This window comes from Streptomyces sp. NBC_00885 (assembly GCF_045207475.1).
Lineage (GTDB): Bacteria > Actinomycetota > Actinomycetes > Streptomycetales > Streptomycetaceae > Streptomyces.
The window spans coordinates 3,364,302-3,383,703 of the sequence record NZ_CP108796.1; the positions used below are offsets into that span (position 1 = coordinate 3,364,302).

The window sequence follows — 19,402 nt, forward strand, 5'->3', positions numbered from 1 at the left end:
ATTACTTGTTGATCTTGATGACCTGGCCGGCGCCCACAGTCCGGCCACCCTCACGGATGGCGAACTTGAGGCCTTCCTCCATGGCGACCGGCTGAATCAGGTTGACCGTCATGGTGGTGTTGTCGCCCGGCATGACCATCTCGGTGCCCTCGGGGAGGGTCACAACGCCGGTCACGTCCGTGGTACGGAAGTAGAACTGCGGGCGGTAGTTGTTGAAGAAGGGGGTGTGACGACCACCCTCGTCCTTCGACAGGATGTAGGCCTGGGCCTCGAACTCGGTGTGCGGCGTGACCGAACCGGGCTTGATGATGACCTGGCCGCGCTCGACGTCCTCGCGCTTGATGCCACGGAGGAGCAGACCGACGTTCTCACCGGCCTGGCCCTCGTCGAGCAGCTTGCGGAACATCTCGATGCCGGTGACCGTGGTGGTGGTCTTCTCCTGCTTGATGCCCACGATGTCAACGGTCTCGTTGACCTTGAGGACACCACGCTCGATACGACCGGTGACGACGGTGCCACGACCGGTGATCGTGAAGACGTCCTCGATCGGCATCAGGAACGGCTTGTCGACGTCACGCTCGGGCTGCGGGATGGACTCGTCGACGGCCTTCATCAGGTCGAGGACGGTCTGGCCCCACTCCTTGTCACCCTCGAGCGCCTTGAGCGCCGAGACCTTGACGACCGGAAGGTCGTCGCCCGGGAACTCGTACTCGGAGAGCAGCTCGCGGACCTCGAGCTCGACGAGCTCCAGGATCTCCTCGTCGTCCACCATGTCGGCCTTGTTCAGGGCGACAACGATGTACGGAACGCCAACCTGACGGGCCAGGAGCACGTGCTCCTTGGTCTGCGGCATCGGGCCGTCGGTCGCGGCGACCACGAGGATGGCGCCGTCCATCTGCGCCGCACCCGTGATCATGTTCTTGATGTAGTCCGCGTGACCGGGGCAGTCGACGTGCGCGTAGTGACGCGACTCCGTCTGGTACTCGACGTGCGCGATCGAGATCGTGATACCGCGCTGGCGCTCCTCAGGAGCCTTGTCGATCTGGTCGAAGGCCGAGGCCTCGTTCAGGTCCGGGTACGCGTCATGCAGCACCTTGGTAATGGCGGCCGTGAGGGTCGTCTTACCGTGGTCGATGTGACCGATGGTGCCGATGTTGACGTGCGGCTTAGTCCGCTCGAACTTCGCCTTCGCCACTGGGGTCCTCCTGTGGAGTGGTTCTGTACGCCTTACTCATCGGCGCCAGGTGATCTTTGCTGGATGGCCGGGGCCCGGGACATTCCGGCCGAATACTTGCGTAACGGCTGGAACGTCCCCAGCAGGCTCCGGTAACAAGCCTAAAGCGTGTACTCGGGAGAGTTACTCGCCCTTGGCCTTCGCGATGATCTCCTCGGCGACGTTCCGCGGAACCTCGGCGTAGGAGTCGAACTGCATCGAGTAGCTTGCGCGACCCGAGGTCTTGCTGCGGAGGTCTCCGACGTAGCCGAACATCTCCGACAGCGGAACCAGGCCCTTGACGACCCGGGCACCGCTGCGCTCCTCCATGGCCTGAATCTGGCCACGGCGGGAGTTGAGGTCGCCGATGACATCGCCCATGTAGTCCTCGGGCGTGGTGACCTCGACGGCCATCATCGGCTCGAGGAGCACGGGGGACGCCTTGCGGGCACCCTCCTTGAACGCCTGCGAACCAGCGATCTTGAACGCGAGTTCGGAGGAGTCGACCTCGTGGTAACCACCGTCGATCAGGGTGACGCGGACGCCCACCATCTCGTAGCCGGCCAGGATGCCGAACTGCATGGCTTCCTGCGCACCCGCGTCCACCGAGGGGATGTACTCACGGGGGATGCGGCCACCGGTGACCTTGTTCACGAACTCGTAGGTCGCGTCGCCGCCCTCGATGGGCTCCAGCGCGATCTGCACCTTCGCGAACTGACCGGTACCACCGGTCTGCTTCTTGTGCGTGTAGTCGATACGCTCGACGGCCTTGCGGATCGTCTCGCGGTACGCGACCTGCGGCTTGCCGACGTTCGCCTCGACGCGGAACTCGCGCCGCATGCGGTCGACGAGCACCTCGAGGTGAAGCTCGCCCATACCACCGATGATGGTCTGGCCGGTCTCCTCGTCGGAGTGGACCTGGAAGGAGGGGTCCTCCTCCGCGAGACGCTGGATGGCGACACCCAGCTTCTCCTGGTCACCCTTGGACTTGGGCTCGATCGCGACCTGGATGACCGGCGCCGGGAAGTCCATGGACTCCAGGATCACCGGGTTCTTGTCGTCGCACAGCGTCTCACCGGTGGTGGTCTGCTTCAGGCCCATGACGGCGACGATGTCGCCGGCGCCCACCGCGTCGATCTCCTCACGCTTGTTCGCGTGCATACGGTAGATCTTGCCGATGCGCTCCTTCTTGCCCTTGGTGGGGTTCAGCACAGCGGTGCCGGACTCCAGGCGACCCGAGTAGACCCGGATGAAGGTGAGCTTGCCCAGGTGCGGGTCGCTCGCGATCTTGAAGGCCAGGGCGGCCAGCGGCTCGTCCTCGGACGGCTTGCGCGTGATGACCTTCTCCGCGTCCTTGACGTCGTGGCCATCAATGCCTTCGACGTCCAGGGGGGAGGGGAGGTAGCGCACAACCGCGTCGAGCAGGGGCTGCACGCCCTTGTTCTTGAACGCGGTACCGCAGAAGACGGGGGTGACGGTGGTGCCGCCGCCCTTGCCGGACGCGATGGTGATACGACGGATCGCGGCGTACAGCTGCTCCTCGGTGGGCTCGACGCCCTCCAGGTACAGCTCCATGATCTCTTCGTCGTTCTCCGCGACGGTCTCGACCAGCTTGCCGCGCCACTCTTCAGCAGCCTCGGTGTGCGTGGCCGGGATGTCGACGACGTCGTACATCTCGCCCTTGGTGGCCTCCGCGGACCAGACAAGAGCCTTCATACGAACGAGGTCGACGACGCCCTTGAAGTCCATCTCGGCACCGATCGGCAGCTGCATCACGATCGGGGTCGCGCCGAGGCGGTCCACGATCATGTCGACGCAGCGGTGGAACTCGGCGCCGGTACGGTCGAGCTTGTTGACGAAGCAGATACGCGGAACGCCGTAGCGGTCCGCCTGACGCCAGACGGTCTCGGACTGCGGCTCAACGCCGGCAACACCGTCGAACACCGTGACGGCACCGTCGAGCACGCGGAGCGAACGCTCCACCTCGACCGTGAAGTCGACGTGGCCCGGGGTGTCGATGATGTTGATGGTGTGATCGACGTCCTCGAGCGGCCAGTGACAGGTCGTCGCGGCGGACGTGATCGTGATGCCGCGCTCCTGCTCCTGCTCCATCCAGTCCATCGTGGCAGCGCCGTCGTGGACCTCACCGATCTTGTAGCTCACACCGGTGTAAAACAGGATGCGCTCGGTGGTCGTCGTCTTGCCCGCGTCGATGTGGGCCATGATCCCAATGTTGCGGACCTTGGCCAGGTCAAGCGAAGTGGTGGCCATAAGGCTCAATCTTCTCTCGGTCTCGATGTGGGTAGCGACTACCAGCGGTAGTGCGCGAAGGCCTTGTTGGACTCGGCCATCTTGTGCGTGTCCTCACGCTTCTTGACCGAAGCGCCGAGGCCGTTGGAGGCGTCGAGCAGTTCGTTCATGAGGCGCTCGGTCATGGTCTTCTCGCGACGGGCGCGGGAGTAACCCACGACCCAGCGGAGCGCGAGGGTGCCGGCGCGACCGGGCTTGACCTCGATCGGCACCTGGTAGGTGGCGCCACCGACGCGGCGGGACTTGACCTCGAGAGTCGGCTTGACGTTCTCGAGAGCGCGCTTCAGCGTGATGACCGGGTCAGCGCCGGTCTTCTCGCGGAGGCCTTCCATGGCGCCGTAGACGATCCGCTCGGCAGTGGAACGCTTGCCGTTGAGCAGGATCTTGTTGATCAGCGACGTGACAAGAGGAGAACCGTAGACCGGGTCGATGATGACCGGGCGCTTCGGGGCGGGGCCCTTACGAGGCATTCTTACTTCTCCTTCTTGGCGCCGTAGCGGCTGCGGGCCTGCTTGCGGTTCTTGACACCCTGGGTGTCAAGGGAACCGCGGATGATCTTGTAGCGAACACCCGGCAGGTCCTTCACACGGCCACCACGCACGAGCACGATGGAGTGCTCCTGCAGGTTGTGTCCCTCACCCGGAATGTAGGCCGTGACCTCGATGCCGGAGGTCAGACGCACACGCGCGACCTTCCGCAGGGCCGAGTTCGGCTTCTTCGGGGTGGTCGTGAACACACGCGTGCAGACGCCGCGGCGCTGAGGAGAACCCTCGAGCGCGGGCGTCTTGTTCTTCTCGACCTTGTCCTGCCGGCCCTTCCGGACCAGCTGCTGGATCGTAGGCACTACTTCTCCGGTTTCTGTGTGCCGTATGTGAAACTAACCTGGAACGTCGCCGACCCACGCGGTCGGGTGTGTCGAATGCTGCAGGCTCCCCCGCAAAGGGAAGAGAGCGCAGATTACGGTGGCCTTTCGCGGACTCGCCATGCGGTTGAGGACACGCACACGAGCCCAGGCACACCCCAGGCACAAGGTCAGAGCGTACCTACCGCATCGGCTCCGGTCAAAACAAATGCACACGCGCAGGACACACCAGCCTGCAATGTACGACACAGGGCGGCCATCCGCGAGGGATGACCGCCCTGTGGGCGTACGCTGCGTCATTCCGGGGGACGCCCCCGGAACCCCCAGCGCTTACTGGTTGTACGGACCGTAGTCGTAGTCCTCCAGCGGAACCGCCTGGCCGGAGCCGGTGCCGAACGGCGAGTAGTCGATGTCGTCGTAGCCGACGGCCGAGTACATCGCGGCCTTGGCCTCCTCGGTGGGCTCCACCCGGATGTTGCGGTAACGGGACAGGCCCGTACCGGCCGGGATGAGCTTACCGATGATGACGTTCTCCTTGAGGCCGATCAGGGAGTCCGACTTGGCGTTGATCGCCGCGTCGGTCAGAACCCTGGTCGTCTCCTGGAAGGACGCCGCGGACAGCCACGACTCGGTCGCCAGCGAGGCCTTGGTGATACCCATCAGCTGCGGACGGCCGGAGGCGGGGTGACCGCCCTCGGTGACCACACGACGGTTCTCGGTCTCGAACTTCGAGCGCTCGACGAGCTCGCCCGGCAGCAGTTCCGCGTCGCCGGACTCGATGATCGTCACACGGCGCAGCATCTGCCGGATGATGATCTCGATGTGCTTGTCGTGGATCGACACACCCTGCGAGTTGTAGACCTTCTGGACCTCGCCGACCAGGTGGACCTGGACCGCGCGCTGACCGAGGATCCGCAGCACGTCGTGCGGGTTGGTGGCACCCACGGTGAGCTTCTGGCCCACCTCGACGTGGTCGCCCTCGCCCACCAGCAGACGGGCACGCTTCGAGATCGGGAACGCCGTCTCGTCGCTGCCGTCGTCGGGGGTGACGACGATCTTCTTGGTCTTCTCGGTCTCCTCGATACGGATGCGGCCGGCCGCCTCCGAGATCGGGGCGACACCCTTGGGCGTACGAGCCTCGAAGAGCTCGACGACACGGGGCAGACCCTGGGTGATGTCGTCACCGGCCACACCACCGGTGTGGAAGGTACGCATCGTGAGCTGGGTACCGGGCTCACCGATGGACTGGGCGGCGATGATGCCGACCGCCTCACCGATGTCGACCAGCTTGCCGGTGGCCAGCGAACGGCCGTAGCAGAAGGCACAGGTGCCGACCGCAGACTCACAGGTCAGGACCGAGCGGGTCTTGACCTCCTCGACACCGGCGCCCACCAGGGCGTCGATGAGCACGTCACCCAGGTCGACATTGGCCGGCGCGATGACCTTGCCGTCGACGACGACGTCCTCGGCGAGCATCCGCGCGTACACGGAGGTCTCGACGTCCTCGGTCTTGCGCAGCACACCGTCGGCGCCGCGCTCCGCGATCTTGAGCTTCAGACCGCGGTCGGTGCCGCAGTCCTCCTCGCGGATGATGACGTCCTGCGAGACGTCGACCAGACGACGGGTCAGGTAACCCGAGTCGGCGGTACGCAGGGCGGTGTCCGCCAGACCCTTACGGGCACCGTGCGTGGAGATGAAGTACTCCAGCACGGACAGACCCTCACGGAACGACGCCTTGATGGGCCGCGGGATGGTCTCGTTCTTGGCGTTGGACACCAGACCACGCATACCGGCGATCTGACGCATCTGCATCATGTTTCCGCGAGCACCCGAGTTGACCATCATGGAGACCGGGTTGGTCTTCGGGAAGTTCGCGTTCATCGCCTCGGCAACCTCGTTGGTCGCCTTGGTCCAGATGGTGATGAGTTCCTGCGTGCGCTCCTGCTTGGTGATCAGACCGCGCTCGTACTGCTTCTGGACCTTCTCGTCCTGCGCCTCGTAGCCCTTGACGATCGCCTTCTTGGCGTCGGGGACCACGATGTCGGAGATGGCCACGGTGACACCGGAGCGGGTCGCCCAGAAGAAGCCCGCCGCCTTCAGGTTGTCGAGCGTCGCCGCCACGATGACCTTGGGGTAGCGCTCGGCCAGGTCGTTGACGATCTCGGAGAGCTGCTTCTTGCCCACCGTGTAGTCGACGAACGGGTAGTCCTCGGGCAGCAGCTCGTTGAAGAGCGCGCGGCCCAGAGTCGTACGCAGCCGGAAGGTGTCACCCTGCTGCCACTCGCCCGCGGCGATGTCCGAGCCCTCCTCCGCGACCGGCGGGGTCCAGCCACGCGGCGGGATCGTGCCGACCGGGAAGCGGATGTCGACCTTCGCCTGGAGCGAGAGCTCCCGGGCGTCGAAGGCCATGATCGCCTCGGCGGTGGAGTTGAACGCACGGCCCTCGCCGCGCACCTCGCGCTCCTCCTCGTCCGTGGTGAGGAAGAAGAGGCCGAGCACCATGTCCTGGGTGGGCATGGTGACCGGACGGCCGTCGGCCGGCTTGAGGATGTTGTTCGAGGACAGCATCAGGATGCGGGCCTCGGCCTGCGCCTCCGCGGACAGCGGCAGGTGCACGGCCATCTGGTCACCGTCGAAGTCCGCGTTGAACGCGGTGCAGACGAGCGGGTGGATCTGGATGGCCTTGCCCTCGACCAGCTGCGGCTCGAAGGCCTGGATGCCGAGGCGGTGCAGCGTGGGCGCACGGTTCAGCAGAACCGGGTGCTCGGCGATGACCTCTTCGAGGACGTCGTACACGACCGTGCGGCCGCGCTCGACCATCCGCTTGGCGCTCTTGATGTTCTGCGCGTGGTTCAGGTCGACCAGGCGCTTCATCACGAACGGCTTGAAGAGCTCCAGCGCCATGGCCTTGGGCAGACCGCACTGGTGCAGCTTCAGCTGCGGACCGACGACGATGACGGAACGCGCGGAGTAGTCCACACGCTTGCCGAGCAGGTTCTGACGGAAGCGGCCCTGCTTGCCCTTGAGCATGTCGCTCAGGGACTTCAGCGGGCGGTTACCGGGACCGGTCACCGGGCGACCGCGGCGGCCGTTGTCGAACAGCGCGTCGACGGCCTCCTGCAGCATCCGCTTCTCGTTGTTCACGATGATCTCGGGGGCACCGAGGTCAAGGAGACGCTTGAGGCGGTTGTTGCGGTTGATCACACGGCGGTACAGGTCGTTCAGGTCGGAGGTCGCGAAGCGGCCACCGTCCAGCTGCACCATCGGACGCAGGTCCGGCGGGATGACCGGCACGCAGTCGAGCACCATGCCCTTGGGGCTGTTGCTGGTCTGCAGGAACGCGGAGACGACCTTGAGGCGCTTGAGCGCACGGGTCTTCTTCTGGCCCTTGCCGGTACGGATGATCTCGCGGAGGCGCTCGGCCTCCTCCTCGAGGTCGAAGGACTCCAGGCGCTTCTGCAGCGCCGCGGCACCCATCGAGCCGTCGAAGTACGTGCCGAAGCGGTCACGCAGCTCGCGATAGAGCAGCTCGTCACCCTCCAGGTCCTGGACCTTGAGGTTCTTGAAGCGGCTCCACACCTCGTCGAGACGGTCGATCTCGCGCTGCGCACGGTCGCGCAGCTGCTTCATCTCGCGCTCGGCGCCTTCGCGCACCTTGCGGCGCACATCGGCCTTGGCACCCTCGGCCTCGAGCTCGGCCAGGTCGGTCTCGAGCTTCTTGGCGCGGGCCTCGAGGTCGGCGTCGCGGCGGTTCTCGACCTGCTGGCGCTCGACGGAGACATGAGCCTCCAGCGAGGGCAGGTCGCGCGTACGGCGCTCCTCGTCCACGAACGTGATCATGTACGCGGCGAAGTAGATGACCTTCTCGAGGTCCTTCGGCGCGAGGTCGAGCAGGTAGCCAAGGCGCGACGGGACGCCCTTGAAGTACCAGATGTGGGTGACGGGCGCGGCCAGCTCAATGTGGCCCATCCGCTCACGGCGCACCTTGGCGCGGGTGACCTCTACGCCACAGCGCTCACAGATGATGCCCTTGAAGCGGACACGCTTGTACTTGCCGCAGTAGCACTCCCAGTCCCGGGTCGGGCCGAAGATCTTCTCGCAGAAGAGTCCGTCCTTTTCGGGCTTGAGCGTGCGGTAGTTGATGGTCTCCGGCTTCTTGACCTCGCCGTGCGACCACTGTCGGATGTCGTCCGCGGTGGCAAGGCCGATCCGCAGCTCGTCGAAGAAGTTGACGTCGAGCACTTGTCGTCAATCCCTCTTTCGGGGTCGTGTCTCAATCATGGTCTGTACGGGTCCGGGGCAGGGCCGGGACCTCACGAGGAGGTCCCGGCCAGACCCGTCAGACCTCTTCGACGCTGCTCGGCTCACGCCGGGACAGGTCGATACCGAGCTCCTCCGCAGCGCGGAAGACGTCCTCGTCCGTGTCGCGCATCTCGATGGACATGCCGTCCGAGGAGAGCACCTCCACGTTGAGGCAGAGCGACTGCATTTCCTTGATGAGCACCTTGAAGGACTCGGGAATGCCGGGCTCGGGGATGTTCTCGCCCTTGACGATGGCCTCGTAGACCTTCACGCGGCCGGTGACGTCGTCGGACTTGATGGTCAGCAGCTCCTGGAGGGCGTACGCGGCGCCGTAAGCCTCCAGCGCCCACACCTCCATCTCACCGAATCGCTGGCCACCGAACTGGGCCTTACCACCCAGCGGCTGCTGGGTGATCATCGAGTACGGACCGGTCGAGCGGGCGTGCAGCTTGTCGTCGACCAGGTGGTGGAGCTTGAGGATGTACATGTACCCGATCGAGATCGGGTCCGGGAACGGCTCGCCGGAGCGGCCGTCGAACAGGTTGGCCTTGCCGGAGGGCTGGACCAGCCGGTCACCGTCGCGGTTCGGGATCGTGGCCTCGAAGAGACCGGCCAGCTCGTCCTCGCGCGCACCGTCGAAGACCGGGGTCGCGACGTTGGTGCCGGGGGCGACCTGGTCGGCGCCGATGGCCTGCAGGCGCTGAGCCCAGTCGTCGGCCAGACCGGAGACGTCCCAGCCGCGGCTGGCGAGCCAGCCGAGGTGGATCTCGAGGACCTGTCCCGGGTTCATTCGGGACGGGACACCGAGGGGGTTGAGGATGATGTCGACCGGGGTGCCGTCCTCCAGGAACGGCATGTCCTCGATCGGCAGGATCTTCGAGATGACGCCCTTGTTGCCGTGACGGCCGGCGAGCTTGTCACCATCGGTGATCTTGCGCTTCTGCGCGACGTACACGCGAACCAGCTGGTTCACGCCCGGCGGCAGCTCGTCGCCCTCCTCGCGGTCGAAGACGCGGACGCCGATGACCTTGCCGGTCTCGCCGTGCGGCACCTTCAGCGAGGTGTCGCGGACCTCACGCGCCTTCTCACCGAAGATCGCGCGGAGCAGACGCTCCTCCGGGGTCAGCTCGGTCTCACCCTTGGGCGTGACCTTGCCGACCAGGATGTCGCCGGCGACGACCTCGGCACCGATACGGATGATGCCGCGCTCGTCGAGGTCGGCGAGGACCTCCTCGGAGACGTTCGGGATGTCCCGGGTGATCTCCTCCGGGCCGAGCTTGGTGTCACGGGCGTCGACCTCGTGCTCCTCGATGTGGATCGAGGAGAGGACGTCGTCCTGCACGAGGCGCTGCGACAGGATGATCGCGTCCTCGTAGTTGTGGCCCTCCCACGGCATGAAGGCGACCAGCAGGTTCTTGCCGAGCGCCATCTCGCCCTGCTCGGTGGCCGGACCATCGGCGAGGACCTGGCCCTCGACGACCCGGGCGCCCTCGTCCACGACAACCTTCTGGTTGACCGAGGTGCCCTGGTTCGACCGGGAGAACTTGGCGATGCGGTACGTGGTGTACGTGCCGTCGTCGTTGGCGACGGTGATGTAGTCCGCGGAGACCTCCTGGACAACACCTTCCTTCTCCGCCTTGATGACGTCACCGGCGTCGACCGCGCAGCGGTACTCCATGCCGGTGCCGACCAGCGGCGCCTCGGCCGTGATCAGCGGAACGGCCTGACGCATCATGTTCGCGCCCATGAGGGCACGGTTGGCGTCGTCGTGCTCGAGGAACGGGATCATGGCGGTCGCGACCGACACCATCTGGCGCGGCGAGACGTCCATGTAGTCCACGTCGGAGCCCGGGACGTAGTCGACCTCGCCGCCACGACGGCGGACCAGGACACGGGCTTCGGCGAAGCGCATGTCGTCGGTCAGCGCGGCGTTGGCCTGCGCGATGACGAACCGGTCTTCCTCGTCGGCGGTCAGGTAGTCGACCTCGTCGGTCACCTGGTCGTCGACGACCTTGCGGTACGGCGTCTCGACGAAGCCGAAGGCGTTGACCCGGCCGTAGGAGGCGAGCGAGCCGATCAGACCGATGTTCGGGCCTTCAGGGGTCTCGATCGGGCACATGCGGCCGTAGTGCGACGGGTGCACGTCACGGACCTCGAAGCCGGCCCGCTCACGGGACAGACCACCCGGGCCAAGCGCGGACAGACGGCGCTTGTGGGTGAGACCCGACAGCGGGTTGTTCTGGTCCATGAACTGCGACAGCTGGCTGGTGCCGAAGAACTCCTTGATGGAGGCGACGACCGGCCGGATGTTGATCAGGGTCTGCGGCGTGATCGCCTCGACGTCCTGGGTCGTCATGCGCTCACGCACGACGCGCTCCATACGAGCCAGACCCGTGCGGACCTGGTTCTGGATGAGCTCGCCGACGTTGCGCAGACGACGGTTGCCGAAGTGGTCGATGTCGTCGGTCTCGACGACGATCTGGGTGCCGCTCTCGCCCACGGTCTCGGTCTCACCGGCGTGCAGCTTGACCAGGTACTTGATGGTCGCGATGACGTCGTCGGTGGTGAGCACGCCGGCGTCCAGCGGCTCGTCGGCGCCGAGCTTCTTGTTCACCTTGTAGCGGCCGACCTTGGCGAGGTCGTAGCGCTTCGGGTTGAAGTAGAGGTTCTCGAGCAGCGTCTGAGCGGCCTCACGCGTCGGCGGCTCGCCCGGGCGGAGCTTGCGGTAGATGTCGAGCAGCGCGTCGTCCTGGCCCTGGGTGTGGTCCTTCTCCAGGGTGGCGCGCATGGACTCGTACTCGCCGAACTCCTCGAGGATCTGCTCGGTGGTCCAGCCGAGAGCCTTGAGCAGGACGGTGACGGACTGCTTGCGCTTGCGGTCGATGCGGACACCGACCATGTCGCGCTTGTCGATCTCCATCTCCAGCCAGGCACCCCGGGACGGGATGATCTTGGCCGTGAAGATGTCCTTGTCGGACGTCTTGTCGATGCTGGAGTCGAAGTAGACACCCGGCGAGCGGACCAGCTGCGACACGACGACACGCTCGGTGCCGTTGATGACGAAGGTGCCCTTGTTGGTCATGAGCGGGAAGTCGCCCATGAAGACCGTCTGGGACTTGATCTCGCCGGTCTCGTTGTTGGTGAACTCGGCCGTGACGAAGAGCGGGGCCGCGTACGTGAAGTCGCGCTCCTTGCACTCGTCGATGGAGTTCTTCGGAGGCTCGAAACGGTGGTCGCGGAAGGTCAGCGACATCGACCCGGAGAAGTCCTCGATCGGAGAGATCTCCTCGAAGATCTCTTCCAGACCGGACTTGGTGGGGACGTCCTGTCCGCTGTCCAGAGCCGCCTCGACACGAGCCTTCCATGCGGCATTGCCGAGCAGCCAGTCAAAGCTCTCGGTCTGCAACGCGAGGAGGTTCGGAACCTCGAGGGGCTCCTTGATCTTTGCAAAGGAGATGCGCAGCGGGGCGGTGCTGGCGCCGTTGTTCGTATTCGCGGTCGAGGCGTTGCGCGAGGCGGCCAAGAGGGGGTCCTTCCGAGGGCTCGGACTCACTACGCGCGTACCGGTCCCACCATGGGCACGGAGAAAGACGCTCCTGATTGGCCAAATGGCCAGCTCAGGGATGCTTCAGTCAACGATGCTCATACGTGGGGATGCCCCTGGTGACGGGCAGGGGGCAGTTAACAGGCAGCGCAAAGGGTCAGTGTAGCCACTTGGCACACTGATGTCCAGTGCGGGTTTTCGAGACCCTCGTTGTTCTCAACTCCGCGGCTTGCCCTCGCGCCAGCAGGCGCACCTCGATACTGCCCGTTCGGTCGTCGATCCATGCCTCGGATCCGGATCCTTGTGACGACGCGTCCTGAGAATTGCGCGCTACGTGCGGTTCGTCAAGGCCCCCCAACCCAAACTGGCTGCTGAGATCGTCACTGACCAGCGTCAGGGGCGCACGGCGAAGATCACGATACCCACCGGATCCGGAAGAACATCGCAGGCCTCGCACACGTCGAAGGGCGACCACCCGTCTGGGTGATCGCCCTTCGCTGTGTCCCTCGCGGCTCCTATGCGGAACCACGCGTCAGAGACTCAATCCACGCGCCGGTGGCGCAAGTGGGACTTACTTGACCTCGACGGACGCGCCGGCACCCTTGAGGGACTCGGCGGCCTTCTCGGCGGCCTCCTTGGCGACCTTCTCGAGAACGGGCTTCGGGGCGCCGTCCACGAGGTCCTTGGCCTCCTTCAGACCCAGGGAGGTCAGCTCACGCACGACCTTGATGACCTGGATCTTCTTCTCGCCGGCGCCGGTGAGGATGACGTCGAACTCGTCCTGCTCGGCCTCGGCCTCGGCCGGGGCGGCAGCGGCGCCACCAGCGGCAGCGGCGACCGGAGCGGCGGCGGTGACGTCGAACTTCTCCTCGAAGGCCTTCACGAACTCGGAGAGCTCGATGAGGGTCATCTCCTCGAACTGCGCAAGCAGGTCGTCCTGGCTGAGCTTCGCCATGATGGGCGATCCTTCCACTAAATCGGCTGGTGCCGGGATGTATATGTCGGCGGGCGTTCGGCCCGCTGCGACCAGCGCGCCTTCAGGCGGCGCTGATCAATGCGCGAGCCGAATTACTCGGCACCGCCCTGCTCGGCCTTCTTGGCACGAAGCGCCTCCGCGGTGCGGACGAACTTCGAGGGAAGCGCCTGGAAGAGCGCGGCAGCCTGGGACTGCTTGCCCTTCATGGCGCCCGCCAGCTTGGCGAGCAGAACCTCGCGGGACTCGAGGTCCGCAAGCTTCTTGATCTCATCGGCGGACAGCGCCTTACCGTCAAGGACACCGCCCTTGATGATGAGGTTGGGGTTGTCCTTGGCGAAGTCACGAAGACCCTTCGCCGACTCCACCGGGTCACCGGTGACGAAGGCAACCGCTGTCGGACCGTTGAACAGGTCGTCGAGCGTGTTGATCCCGGCCTCGTTGGCCGCAATCTTGGTCAGCGTGTTCTTCACCACGGCGTACTGGGCGTTCTCACCGAGCGAACGGCGCAGCTCCTTGAGCTGAGCCACGGTGAGACCCCGGTACTCGGTCAGCACGGCGGCGTTCGAGCTGCGGAACTGGTCCGCGAGCTCGGCTACCGCGGCAGCCTTGTCGGGCCTTGCCATGAGCGTCGGCCTCCTTCCGGGTGATGAGGACCGCTCAGAAGGGGCTGAACAAAACGAAACGCCCCGGCGCAGGCGCACGGGGCGTAGCTCGACCGAATGGAATCCGGGAGCTGTCCACAGTCACCTGCGCAGGACGTCCGCAGCTAGCGGATCCTTCGGCCGCCACACCCTCTACGAGAGCACGGCAACGACCAGCGGTCTTTGGCTTCTGTGGAAGCGTACGGGACCGGATCCCGGTCAGGCAAATCGGGCCGTACGGCTCACTCCTGGCCGCTCTCCATGCCCTTGAACATCTCGGCCAGATCCGCGGTCGCGGAGGCCGGCGGCGCCTTCACGACGACCGGCTTGTTGTAGTCGAGGAACGTGATGGTGAGATCCAGCGGGCCCTTCTCGGCGGCCGCGCGGGTGCGGAACTGCTTGGTGTGGTCACTCCCGTCGATCCACATGTCCATCGTGACGGCCTTGACGCCCATCTCCTCGTACTTCTTGAGGCTCTTCTCCCGGCGCTGCCTGGTCGCCGCGTCCTCGCCCTTGAGACTCGCGCGCATCACGTCCAGCGGCACGGTGCCCGCGTAGTGGGTGGTGGCCACCCCGTCGACCGTCTCCTGGCCGACCTTCTTGAGGTCCTTGGCGGCGGTCAGCGAGGACGAGTCCTCCGTCGGGTTCCGGTCCGCCTGGCCACCCAGCCCGGCCAGCGGGTCCTGTCCGCCCTTGCCGAGCCCGGACAGGTCGAACTTGAGCCAGGTCTTGCCGTCCAGCTCGGCGGCGGCCTTCTCGCCTCCGTTGAGGTACATGACGCCGCCGACGAGGCGGATCTCGACCTCGGCCTTCTCCCCGGCGCTCTTCTGCTTCATCTTCATCCGCATGGCGAGCGGCTTCAGCGCCATCGCGGCCTGGCCCTCGATGGCGCCGCCCCCCGGCACCTGGCCCTTCATGCGGTACGAGAGCGAGGTCAGCTTCTCGTTCTGGTCGGCCGCGCGCTTGACCGCCGCGGCCAGGGTGACCCGGAGCGGCTTCTGCGCGGCCGGGCGGTCCGGCTTCGGCGTGGTGTCCGCCGAACAGGCAGCACTGCCGCACAGCAGCGCTCCCGCGAGCAGTCCCCCGGCCGCCTTCCGGTACATCGGATGCATGTTCCCCCCACAGCTGTACGTGATGCTCCGCAAACCCTCGCGACACTACCGTTCGACTCCGACAACGCCAGTGATTAAAAGACGGCGTCTGCGCAAAAACCGGCCCCCGCGCCTCTGTTGAGGTGCGGGGGCCGGTTCTCGTATCGAGTGAGCCGTCAGGCTCAGACCGCGGCCGGGTCCTCCTCGACGAGGAGGTTGCGGGTGCGGTTGGAGTCCAGCGGGATGCCGGGGCCCATCGTCGTGGTCAGGGTCGCCTTCCTGATGTAGCGGCCCTTCGCGGCGGACGGCTTGAGACGGAGGATCTCCTCCAGCGCCGCGGCGTAGTTCTCGACCAGCTTCGTCTCGTCGAAGGAGACCTTGCCGATGATGAAGTGCAGGTTCGAGTGCTTGTCGACGCGGAACTCGATCTTGCCGCCCTTGATGTCGTTCACAGCCTTGGTGACATCGGGGGTGACGGTGCCGGTCTTCGGGTTCGGCATCAGACCACGCGGACCGAGCACGCGGCCGAGGCGGCCGACCTTGCCCATGAGGTCCGGGGTGGCGACGACGGCGTCGAAGTCCAGACGGCCCTTCGCAACCTCGTCGATCAGTTCGTCGGAGCCGACAATGTCGGCGCCAGCGGCTTCCGCGGCCGCAGCACGGTCACCGGTCGCGAAGACCAGGACCCGGGCGGTCTTGCCGGTGCCGTGCGGAAGGTTCACGGTGCCGCGGACCATCTGGTCGGCCTTGCGCGGGTCAACACCCAGACGCATGGCGACCTCGACGGTGCCGTCGAACTTGGTGGCGGTGGTGTCCTTGGCGAGACGGACGGCCTCGAGCGGGGCGTACAGCTTCTCCCGGTCGATCTTGGCGTCCGCAGCGCGGAGAGTCTTGCTGCGCTTCACTTCTGCTCCTGTGTTGGTTCAGGTATGGAGTCGTGGTGCGGACCAGCGCTTGGCCCTACCACTGAGGTCAACGGGGGCTGTCAGCCCTCGACCGTGATGCCCATCGAACGGGCGGTGCCGGCGATGATCTTCGACGCGGCGTCCAGGTCGTTGGCGTTCAGGTCGGGCATCTTGACCGAGGCGATCTCGCGGACCTGGGCGCCGGTGAGCTTGGCAACCTTGGTCTTGTGCGGCTCGCCGGAGCCCTTGTCCACACCCGCGGCCTTGAGGATCAGCTTGGCGGCCGGCGGAGTCTTGGTGATGAAGGTGAAGGAACGGTCCTCGTAGACCGTGATCTCCACCGGCACGACCATGCCACGCTGCGACTCGGTCGCGGCGTTGTAGGCCTTGCAGAACTCCATGATGTTGACGCCGTGCTGACCCAGCGCGGGGCCGACCGGCGGAGCCGGGTTGGCCGCGCCGGCCTGGATCTGGAGCTTGATAAGCCCCGTGACCTTCTTCTTCTTGGGAGGCATTCCGGGTCCTCTTCCTATTCATGTCTTTCCTGCTGCCCAAGGGGCAACCGCACAACGATAACTGCTGTGGCTGTGCGGCCAAAAACCGAGCAGGTCAGAGCGGCTGCGAGAGCCGATCTGACCTGTTCGGAGGCGTATGTTCCAGAAGACCGCTTGAAGGAGCTAGTTCTTCTGGATCTGGTCGAAGCTCAGCTCAACCGGGGTCTCGCGGCCGAAGATCTCGACGAGGCCCTTGACCTTCTTCGAGTCGGCGTTGATCTCGTTGATCGTCGCCTGCAGCGTCGCGAACGGGCCGTCGGTGACGGTGACCGAGTCGCCGACCTCGAAGTCCAGCACCTGGACCTCGACCTTGCGGGCCGGAGCCGGCTTGCCCTCGGCCTCGGCGGCCTCGCGGGCTGCCTTCTCCTCGGCCTCCGGGGCGAGCATCTTGACGATCTCGTCCAGGGTCAGCGGGTAGGGGTCGTAGGCGTTGCCCACGAAGCCGGTGACGCCGGGGGTGTTGCGGACGACGCCCCAGGACTCGTTCGTCAGGTCCATACGGACCAGGACGTATCCGGGGAGCTTGTTCTGGCGGACGTTCTTGCGCTCGCCGTTCTTGATCTGGACGATCTCTTCCTCGGGCACTTCGGCCTGGTAGATGAAGTCCTCGACGTTCAGGGAGACGGCGCGCTGCTCAAGGTTGGCCTTCACGCGCTTCTCGTACCCGGCGTACGTGTGGATGACGTACCACTCGCCGGGCAGACCGCGCAGCTCGTCGCGGAGCGCGGCGACGGGGTCGACCGGGGCGGCGGGCTCTTCCTCCACGACATCGGCCGCCTCTTCGGCGGCTTCGACGTCGGCGGCCTCTTCGGCCTCGTCCTCGACAGCGGCTGCGGCGGCCTCGTCCTCGTCGACCTCGGCCACGGCGGTGGCCTCTTCCTCGACGTGCACCACGGCCTGCTCGGCCGGCTCACCGGCGGTGGAGTCGGCAGCCTCGGCCTGGTCCGGCTCCACAGCGTCCGCCGCCTCGACGATGTCGAGCTCGTCCTCCACGGACTCCGCCGACTCGATGGCGTCGTTCAGGTTCGGGTCAGACACGGTGGCTGCTTCTTCCTGGATACAGATGGGGTGGAACATGCGAAAGGGGCGCCGCTGCCGGCGCCCTCCGCGGGATCAGCCGAAGACGTACTTGACGGCTTCCTGGAAGCCATAGTCAATCACGGTCACCAGACCAATCATGACGACTACGAAGACAATCACCACTGTGGTGTACGTCGACAGCTGGCTTCGAGTGGGCCAGACGACCTTGCGCAGCTCGGCAACGATCTGTCGGTAGAAGAGCGCCAGACGACCGAGGGGGCCCTTCTTGCCGCGCTTACCGCCCTTGCGGGCCTTCTTCTTCGACTCAGGCGCCTCGTCCTCGGCATCAGGCATGTCGATGGAGCCCACGGCGTCCGTCACGATCTTTCACCTGATTCCGGGTCGTGGCCGCGCCGCGCCCGGTGGAGCCGCACGGCCGGTTCATTGAATGTACGTACATGCGCACACATCCTGGCGAAGGTGTGTGTAGCAGGGCCGGAGGGACTTGAACCCCCAACCGCTGGTTTTGGAGACCAGTGCTCTACCAATTGAGCTACGACCCTTTGTGGTTTCCCCAACCTACCCCATCCGAAGATGTGGTTGGTGTGGGCCAACGACGAGTGAGTGTACGTGCTTGCAGGCCCGGCGTCGAACAGACAGCTTCGAGCCGGTTCCTGTCCGCTACTCGAAACACCTGTGCCGAGCGGGATGGCTGTCTGGGACGATGGCCGTATGAGCGCTGCAACCTCTCCCACCGAGCGCCGGGTCTCCGCCCGCATCGGCGCGATCTCCGAGTCCGCGACCCTCGCCGTCGACGCAAAGGCCAAGGCCCTCAAGGCCGCCGGACGTCCGGTGATCGGCTTCGGCGCGGGTGAGCCGGACTTCCCGACACCGGACTACATCGTCGAGGCCGCGATCGAGGCCTGCAAGAACCCGAAGTACCACCGCTACACGCCGGCGGGCGGGCTTCCCGAGCTCAAGGCCGCCATCGCCGCGAAGACGCTGCGCGACTCCGGTTACGAGGTCGATGCCTCGCAGATCCTGGTCACCAACGGCGGCAAGCAGGCGATCTACGAGGCGTTCGCGGCGATCCTCGACCCGGGTGACGAGGTCATCGTCCCGGCTCCGTACTGGACCACCTACCCCGAGTCGATCCGCCTCGCGGGCGGCGTCCCGGTCGAGGTCGTGGCCGACGAGACCACCGGCTACCGGGTCTCCGTCGAGCAGCTGGAGGCGGCGCGCACGGACCGTACGAAGGTCGTGCTCTTCGTCTCCCCGTCCAACCCGACGGGCGCGGTCTACAGCGAGGCCGACGCCGAGGCGATCGGGCGCTGGGCGCTCGAGCACGGGCTGTGGGTGCTGACGGACGAGATCTACGAGCACCTGGTCTACGGCGACGCGAAGTTCACCTCGCTGCCGGCGCTGGTGCCCGAGCTGCGCGACAAGTGCATCGTGGTCAACGGCGTGGCCAAGACCTATGCGATGACCGGCTGGCGCGTGGGGTGGATCGTCGGCCCGAAGGATGTGGTGAAGGCCGCGACCAACCTGCAGTCGCACGCCACGTCGAACGTGTCCAATGTGGCGCAGGTCGCGGCACTGGCCGCCGTCTCCGGTTCGCTGGACGCCGTCGCCGAGATGCGGACCGCCTTCGACCGCCGCCGGCAGACGATCGTGCGGATGCTCAACGAGATCGACGGCGTGCTGTGTCCGGTGCCTGAGGGCGCCTTCTACGTGTACCCCTCGGTGAAGGGGCTGCTGGGCAAGGAGATCCGCGGCAAGCGTCCGCAGAGCTCGGTGGAGCTGGCGGCGCTGATCCTGGACGAGGCCGAGGTGGCGGTCGTACCGGGCGAGGCCTTCGGCACGCCCGGCTATCTGCGTCTTTCGTACGCACTGGGCGACGAAGACCTGATCGAGGGTGTCTCGCGGCTGCAGAAGCTGCTGGCCGAGGCGCGCGACTGAGGTCCTGCGACGGCGGAACCCACTG

Annotated in this window: 14 protein-coding genes and 1 tRNA gene; 1 reads left to right on the forward strand and 14 read right to left on the reverse strand. The window is 65.9% G+C overall.

Annotated features, from left to right (window positions below; all coding sequences use genetic code 11):
* Window position 1: 1 nt before the first annotated feature.
* From tuf to OHA61_RS15030, 14 genes are all read right to left on the reverse strand, one after another.
* A complete protein-coding gene (tuf, locus tag OHA61_RS14965) occupies window positions 2-1,195 on the reverse strand; it encodes an elongation factor Tu (protein ID WP_266479175.1) in 1,194 nt (397 codons plus the stop codon).
* A gap of 162 nt (window positions 1,196-1,357) precedes the next feature.
* Window positions 1,358-3,484 carry an elongation factor G gene (gene fusA / locus OHA61_RS14970; protein WP_406303443.1) on the reverse strand — a complete coding sequence of 709 codons (2,127 nt, stop codon included), beginning with the start codon at window positions 3,482-3,484 and terminating at the stop codon, window positions 1,358-1,360.
* Between the two features lie 38 nt (window positions 3,485-3,522).
* Window positions 3,523-3,993, reverse strand: coding sequence for a 30S ribosomal protein S7 (gene rpsG, locus OHA61_RS14975; protein WP_266479179.1), 471 nt, complete (start codon window positions 3,991-3,993; stop codon window positions 3,523-3,525).
* Window positions 3,994-3,995: 2 nt separating this feature from the next.
* On the reverse strand, window positions 3,996-4,367 hold the full coding sequence (gene rpsL / locus OHA61_RS14980; RefSeq protein WP_003948652.1) for a 30S ribosomal protein S12: 372 nt from the start codon (window positions 4,365-4,367) through the stop codon (window positions 3,996-3,998).
* 348 nt (window positions 4,368-4,715) lie between these two features.
* A complete protein-coding gene (locus tag OHA61_RS14985) occupies window positions 4,716-8,627 on the reverse strand; it encodes a DNA-directed RNA polymerase subunit beta' (RefSeq protein WP_406303444.1) in 3,912 nt (1,303 codons plus the stop codon).
* A 97-nt stretch (window positions 8,628-8,724) separates the two neighbouring features.
* Complete coding sequence (gene rpoB / locus OHA61_RS14990; RefSeq protein ID WP_406303445.1) at window positions 8,725-12,210, reverse strand: DNA-directed RNA polymerase subunit beta; 3,486 nt, start codon at window positions 12,208-12,210, stop codon at window positions 8,725-8,727.
* Between the two features lie 592 nt (window positions 12,211-12,802).
* Window positions 12,803-13,186 carry a 50S ribosomal protein L7/L12 gene (gene rplL / locus OHA61_RS14995; RefSeq protein WP_324988774.1) on the reverse strand — a complete coding sequence of 128 codons (384 nt, stop codon included), beginning with the start codon at window positions 13,184-13,186 and terminating at the stop codon, window positions 12,803-12,805.
* A gap of 113 nt (window positions 13,187-13,299) precedes the next feature.
* On the reverse strand, window positions 13,300-13,830 hold the full coding sequence (rplJ, locus tag OHA61_RS15000; RefSeq protein ID WP_142214216.1) for a 50S ribosomal protein L10: 531 nt from the start codon (window positions 13,828-13,830) through the stop codon (window positions 13,300-13,302).
* 260 nt (window positions 13,831-14,090) lie between these two features.
* Entirely contained in the window at window positions 14,091-14,951 is an 861-nt protein-coding gene (locus OHA61_RS15005) for a DUF1396 domain-containing protein (RefSeq protein WP_406303446.1), read from the reverse strand.
* Between the two features lie 170 nt (window positions 14,952-15,121).
* Window positions 15,122-15,844: a 50S ribosomal protein L1 gene (gene rplA / locus OHA61_RS15010; protein ID WP_266479191.1), complete on the reverse strand. Its 723-nt coding sequence runs from the start codon at window positions 15,842-15,844 to the stop codon at window positions 15,122-15,124.
* A gap of 80 nt (window positions 15,845-15,924) precedes the next feature.
* Window positions 15,925-16,359 (reverse strand): 50S ribosomal protein L11, encoded by a 435-nt coding sequence (gene rplK, locus OHA61_RS15015; RefSeq protein ID WP_142214219.1) that lies wholly within the window; start codon window positions 16,357-16,359, stop codon window positions 15,925-15,927.
* Between the two features lie 162 nt (window positions 16,360-16,521).
* Window positions 16,522-17,436 (reverse strand): transcription termination/antitermination protein NusG, encoded by a 915-nt coding sequence (nusG, locus tag OHA61_RS15020; RefSeq protein WP_406303447.1) that lies wholly within the window; start codon window positions 17,434-17,436, stop codon window positions 16,522-16,524.
* A 75-nt stretch (window positions 17,437-17,511) separates the two neighbouring features.
* Window positions 17,512-17,799, reverse strand: a complete 288-nt coding sequence (gene secE / locus OHA61_RS15025; RefSeq protein WP_266479196.1) for a preprotein translocase subunit SecE — start codon at window positions 17,797-17,799, stop codon at window positions 17,512-17,514.
* A gap of 109 nt (window positions 17,800-17,908) precedes the next feature.
* Window positions 17,909-17,981: transfer RNA gene (locus OHA61_RS15030), tRNA-Trp, on the reverse strand.
* 169 nt (window positions 17,982-18,150) lie between these two features.
* On the opposite strand from OHA61_RS15030, the gene OHA61_RS15035 reads away from it, so the two are divergent.
* Window positions 18,151-19,377 (forward strand): pyridoxal phosphate-dependent aminotransferase, encoded by a 1,227-nt coding sequence (locus tag OHA61_RS15035; protein WP_406303448.1) that lies wholly within the window; start codon window positions 18,151-18,153, stop codon window positions 19,375-19,377.
* The last annotated feature ends 25 nt before the right edge of the window (window positions 19,378-19,402 follow it).

Bases quoted from the DNA above. Each gene is read 5' to 3' on its own strand.
- fusA (WP_406303443.1), bottom strand. From the start codon at position 3,484: ATGGCCACCACTTCGCTTGACCTGGCCAAGGTCCGCAACATTGGGATC.
- rpsG (WP_266479179.1), bottom strand. From the start codon at position 3,993: ATGCCTCGTAAGGGCCCCGCCCCGAAGCGCCCGGTCATCATCGACCCG.
- rplL (WP_324988774.1), bottom strand. From the start codon at position 13,186: ATGGCGAAGCTCAGCCAGGACGACCTGCTTGCGCAGTTCGAGGAGATG.
- rplJ (WP_142214216.1), bottom strand. From the start codon at position 13,830: ATGGCAAGGCCCGACAAGGCTGCCGCGGTAGCCGAGCTCGCGGACCAG.
- OHA61_RS15005 (WP_406303446.1), bottom strand. From the start codon at position 14,951: ATGTACCGGAAGGCGGCCGGGGGACTGCTCGCGGGAGCGCTGCTGTGC.
- rplK (WP_142214219.1), bottom strand. From the start codon at position 16,359: ATGCCTCCCAAGAAGAAGAAGGTCACGGGGCTTATCAAGCTCCAGATC.
- OHA61_RS15035 (WP_406303448.1), top strand. From the start codon at position 18,151: ATGAGCGCTGCAACCTCTCCCACCGAGCGCCGGGTCTCCGCCCGCATC.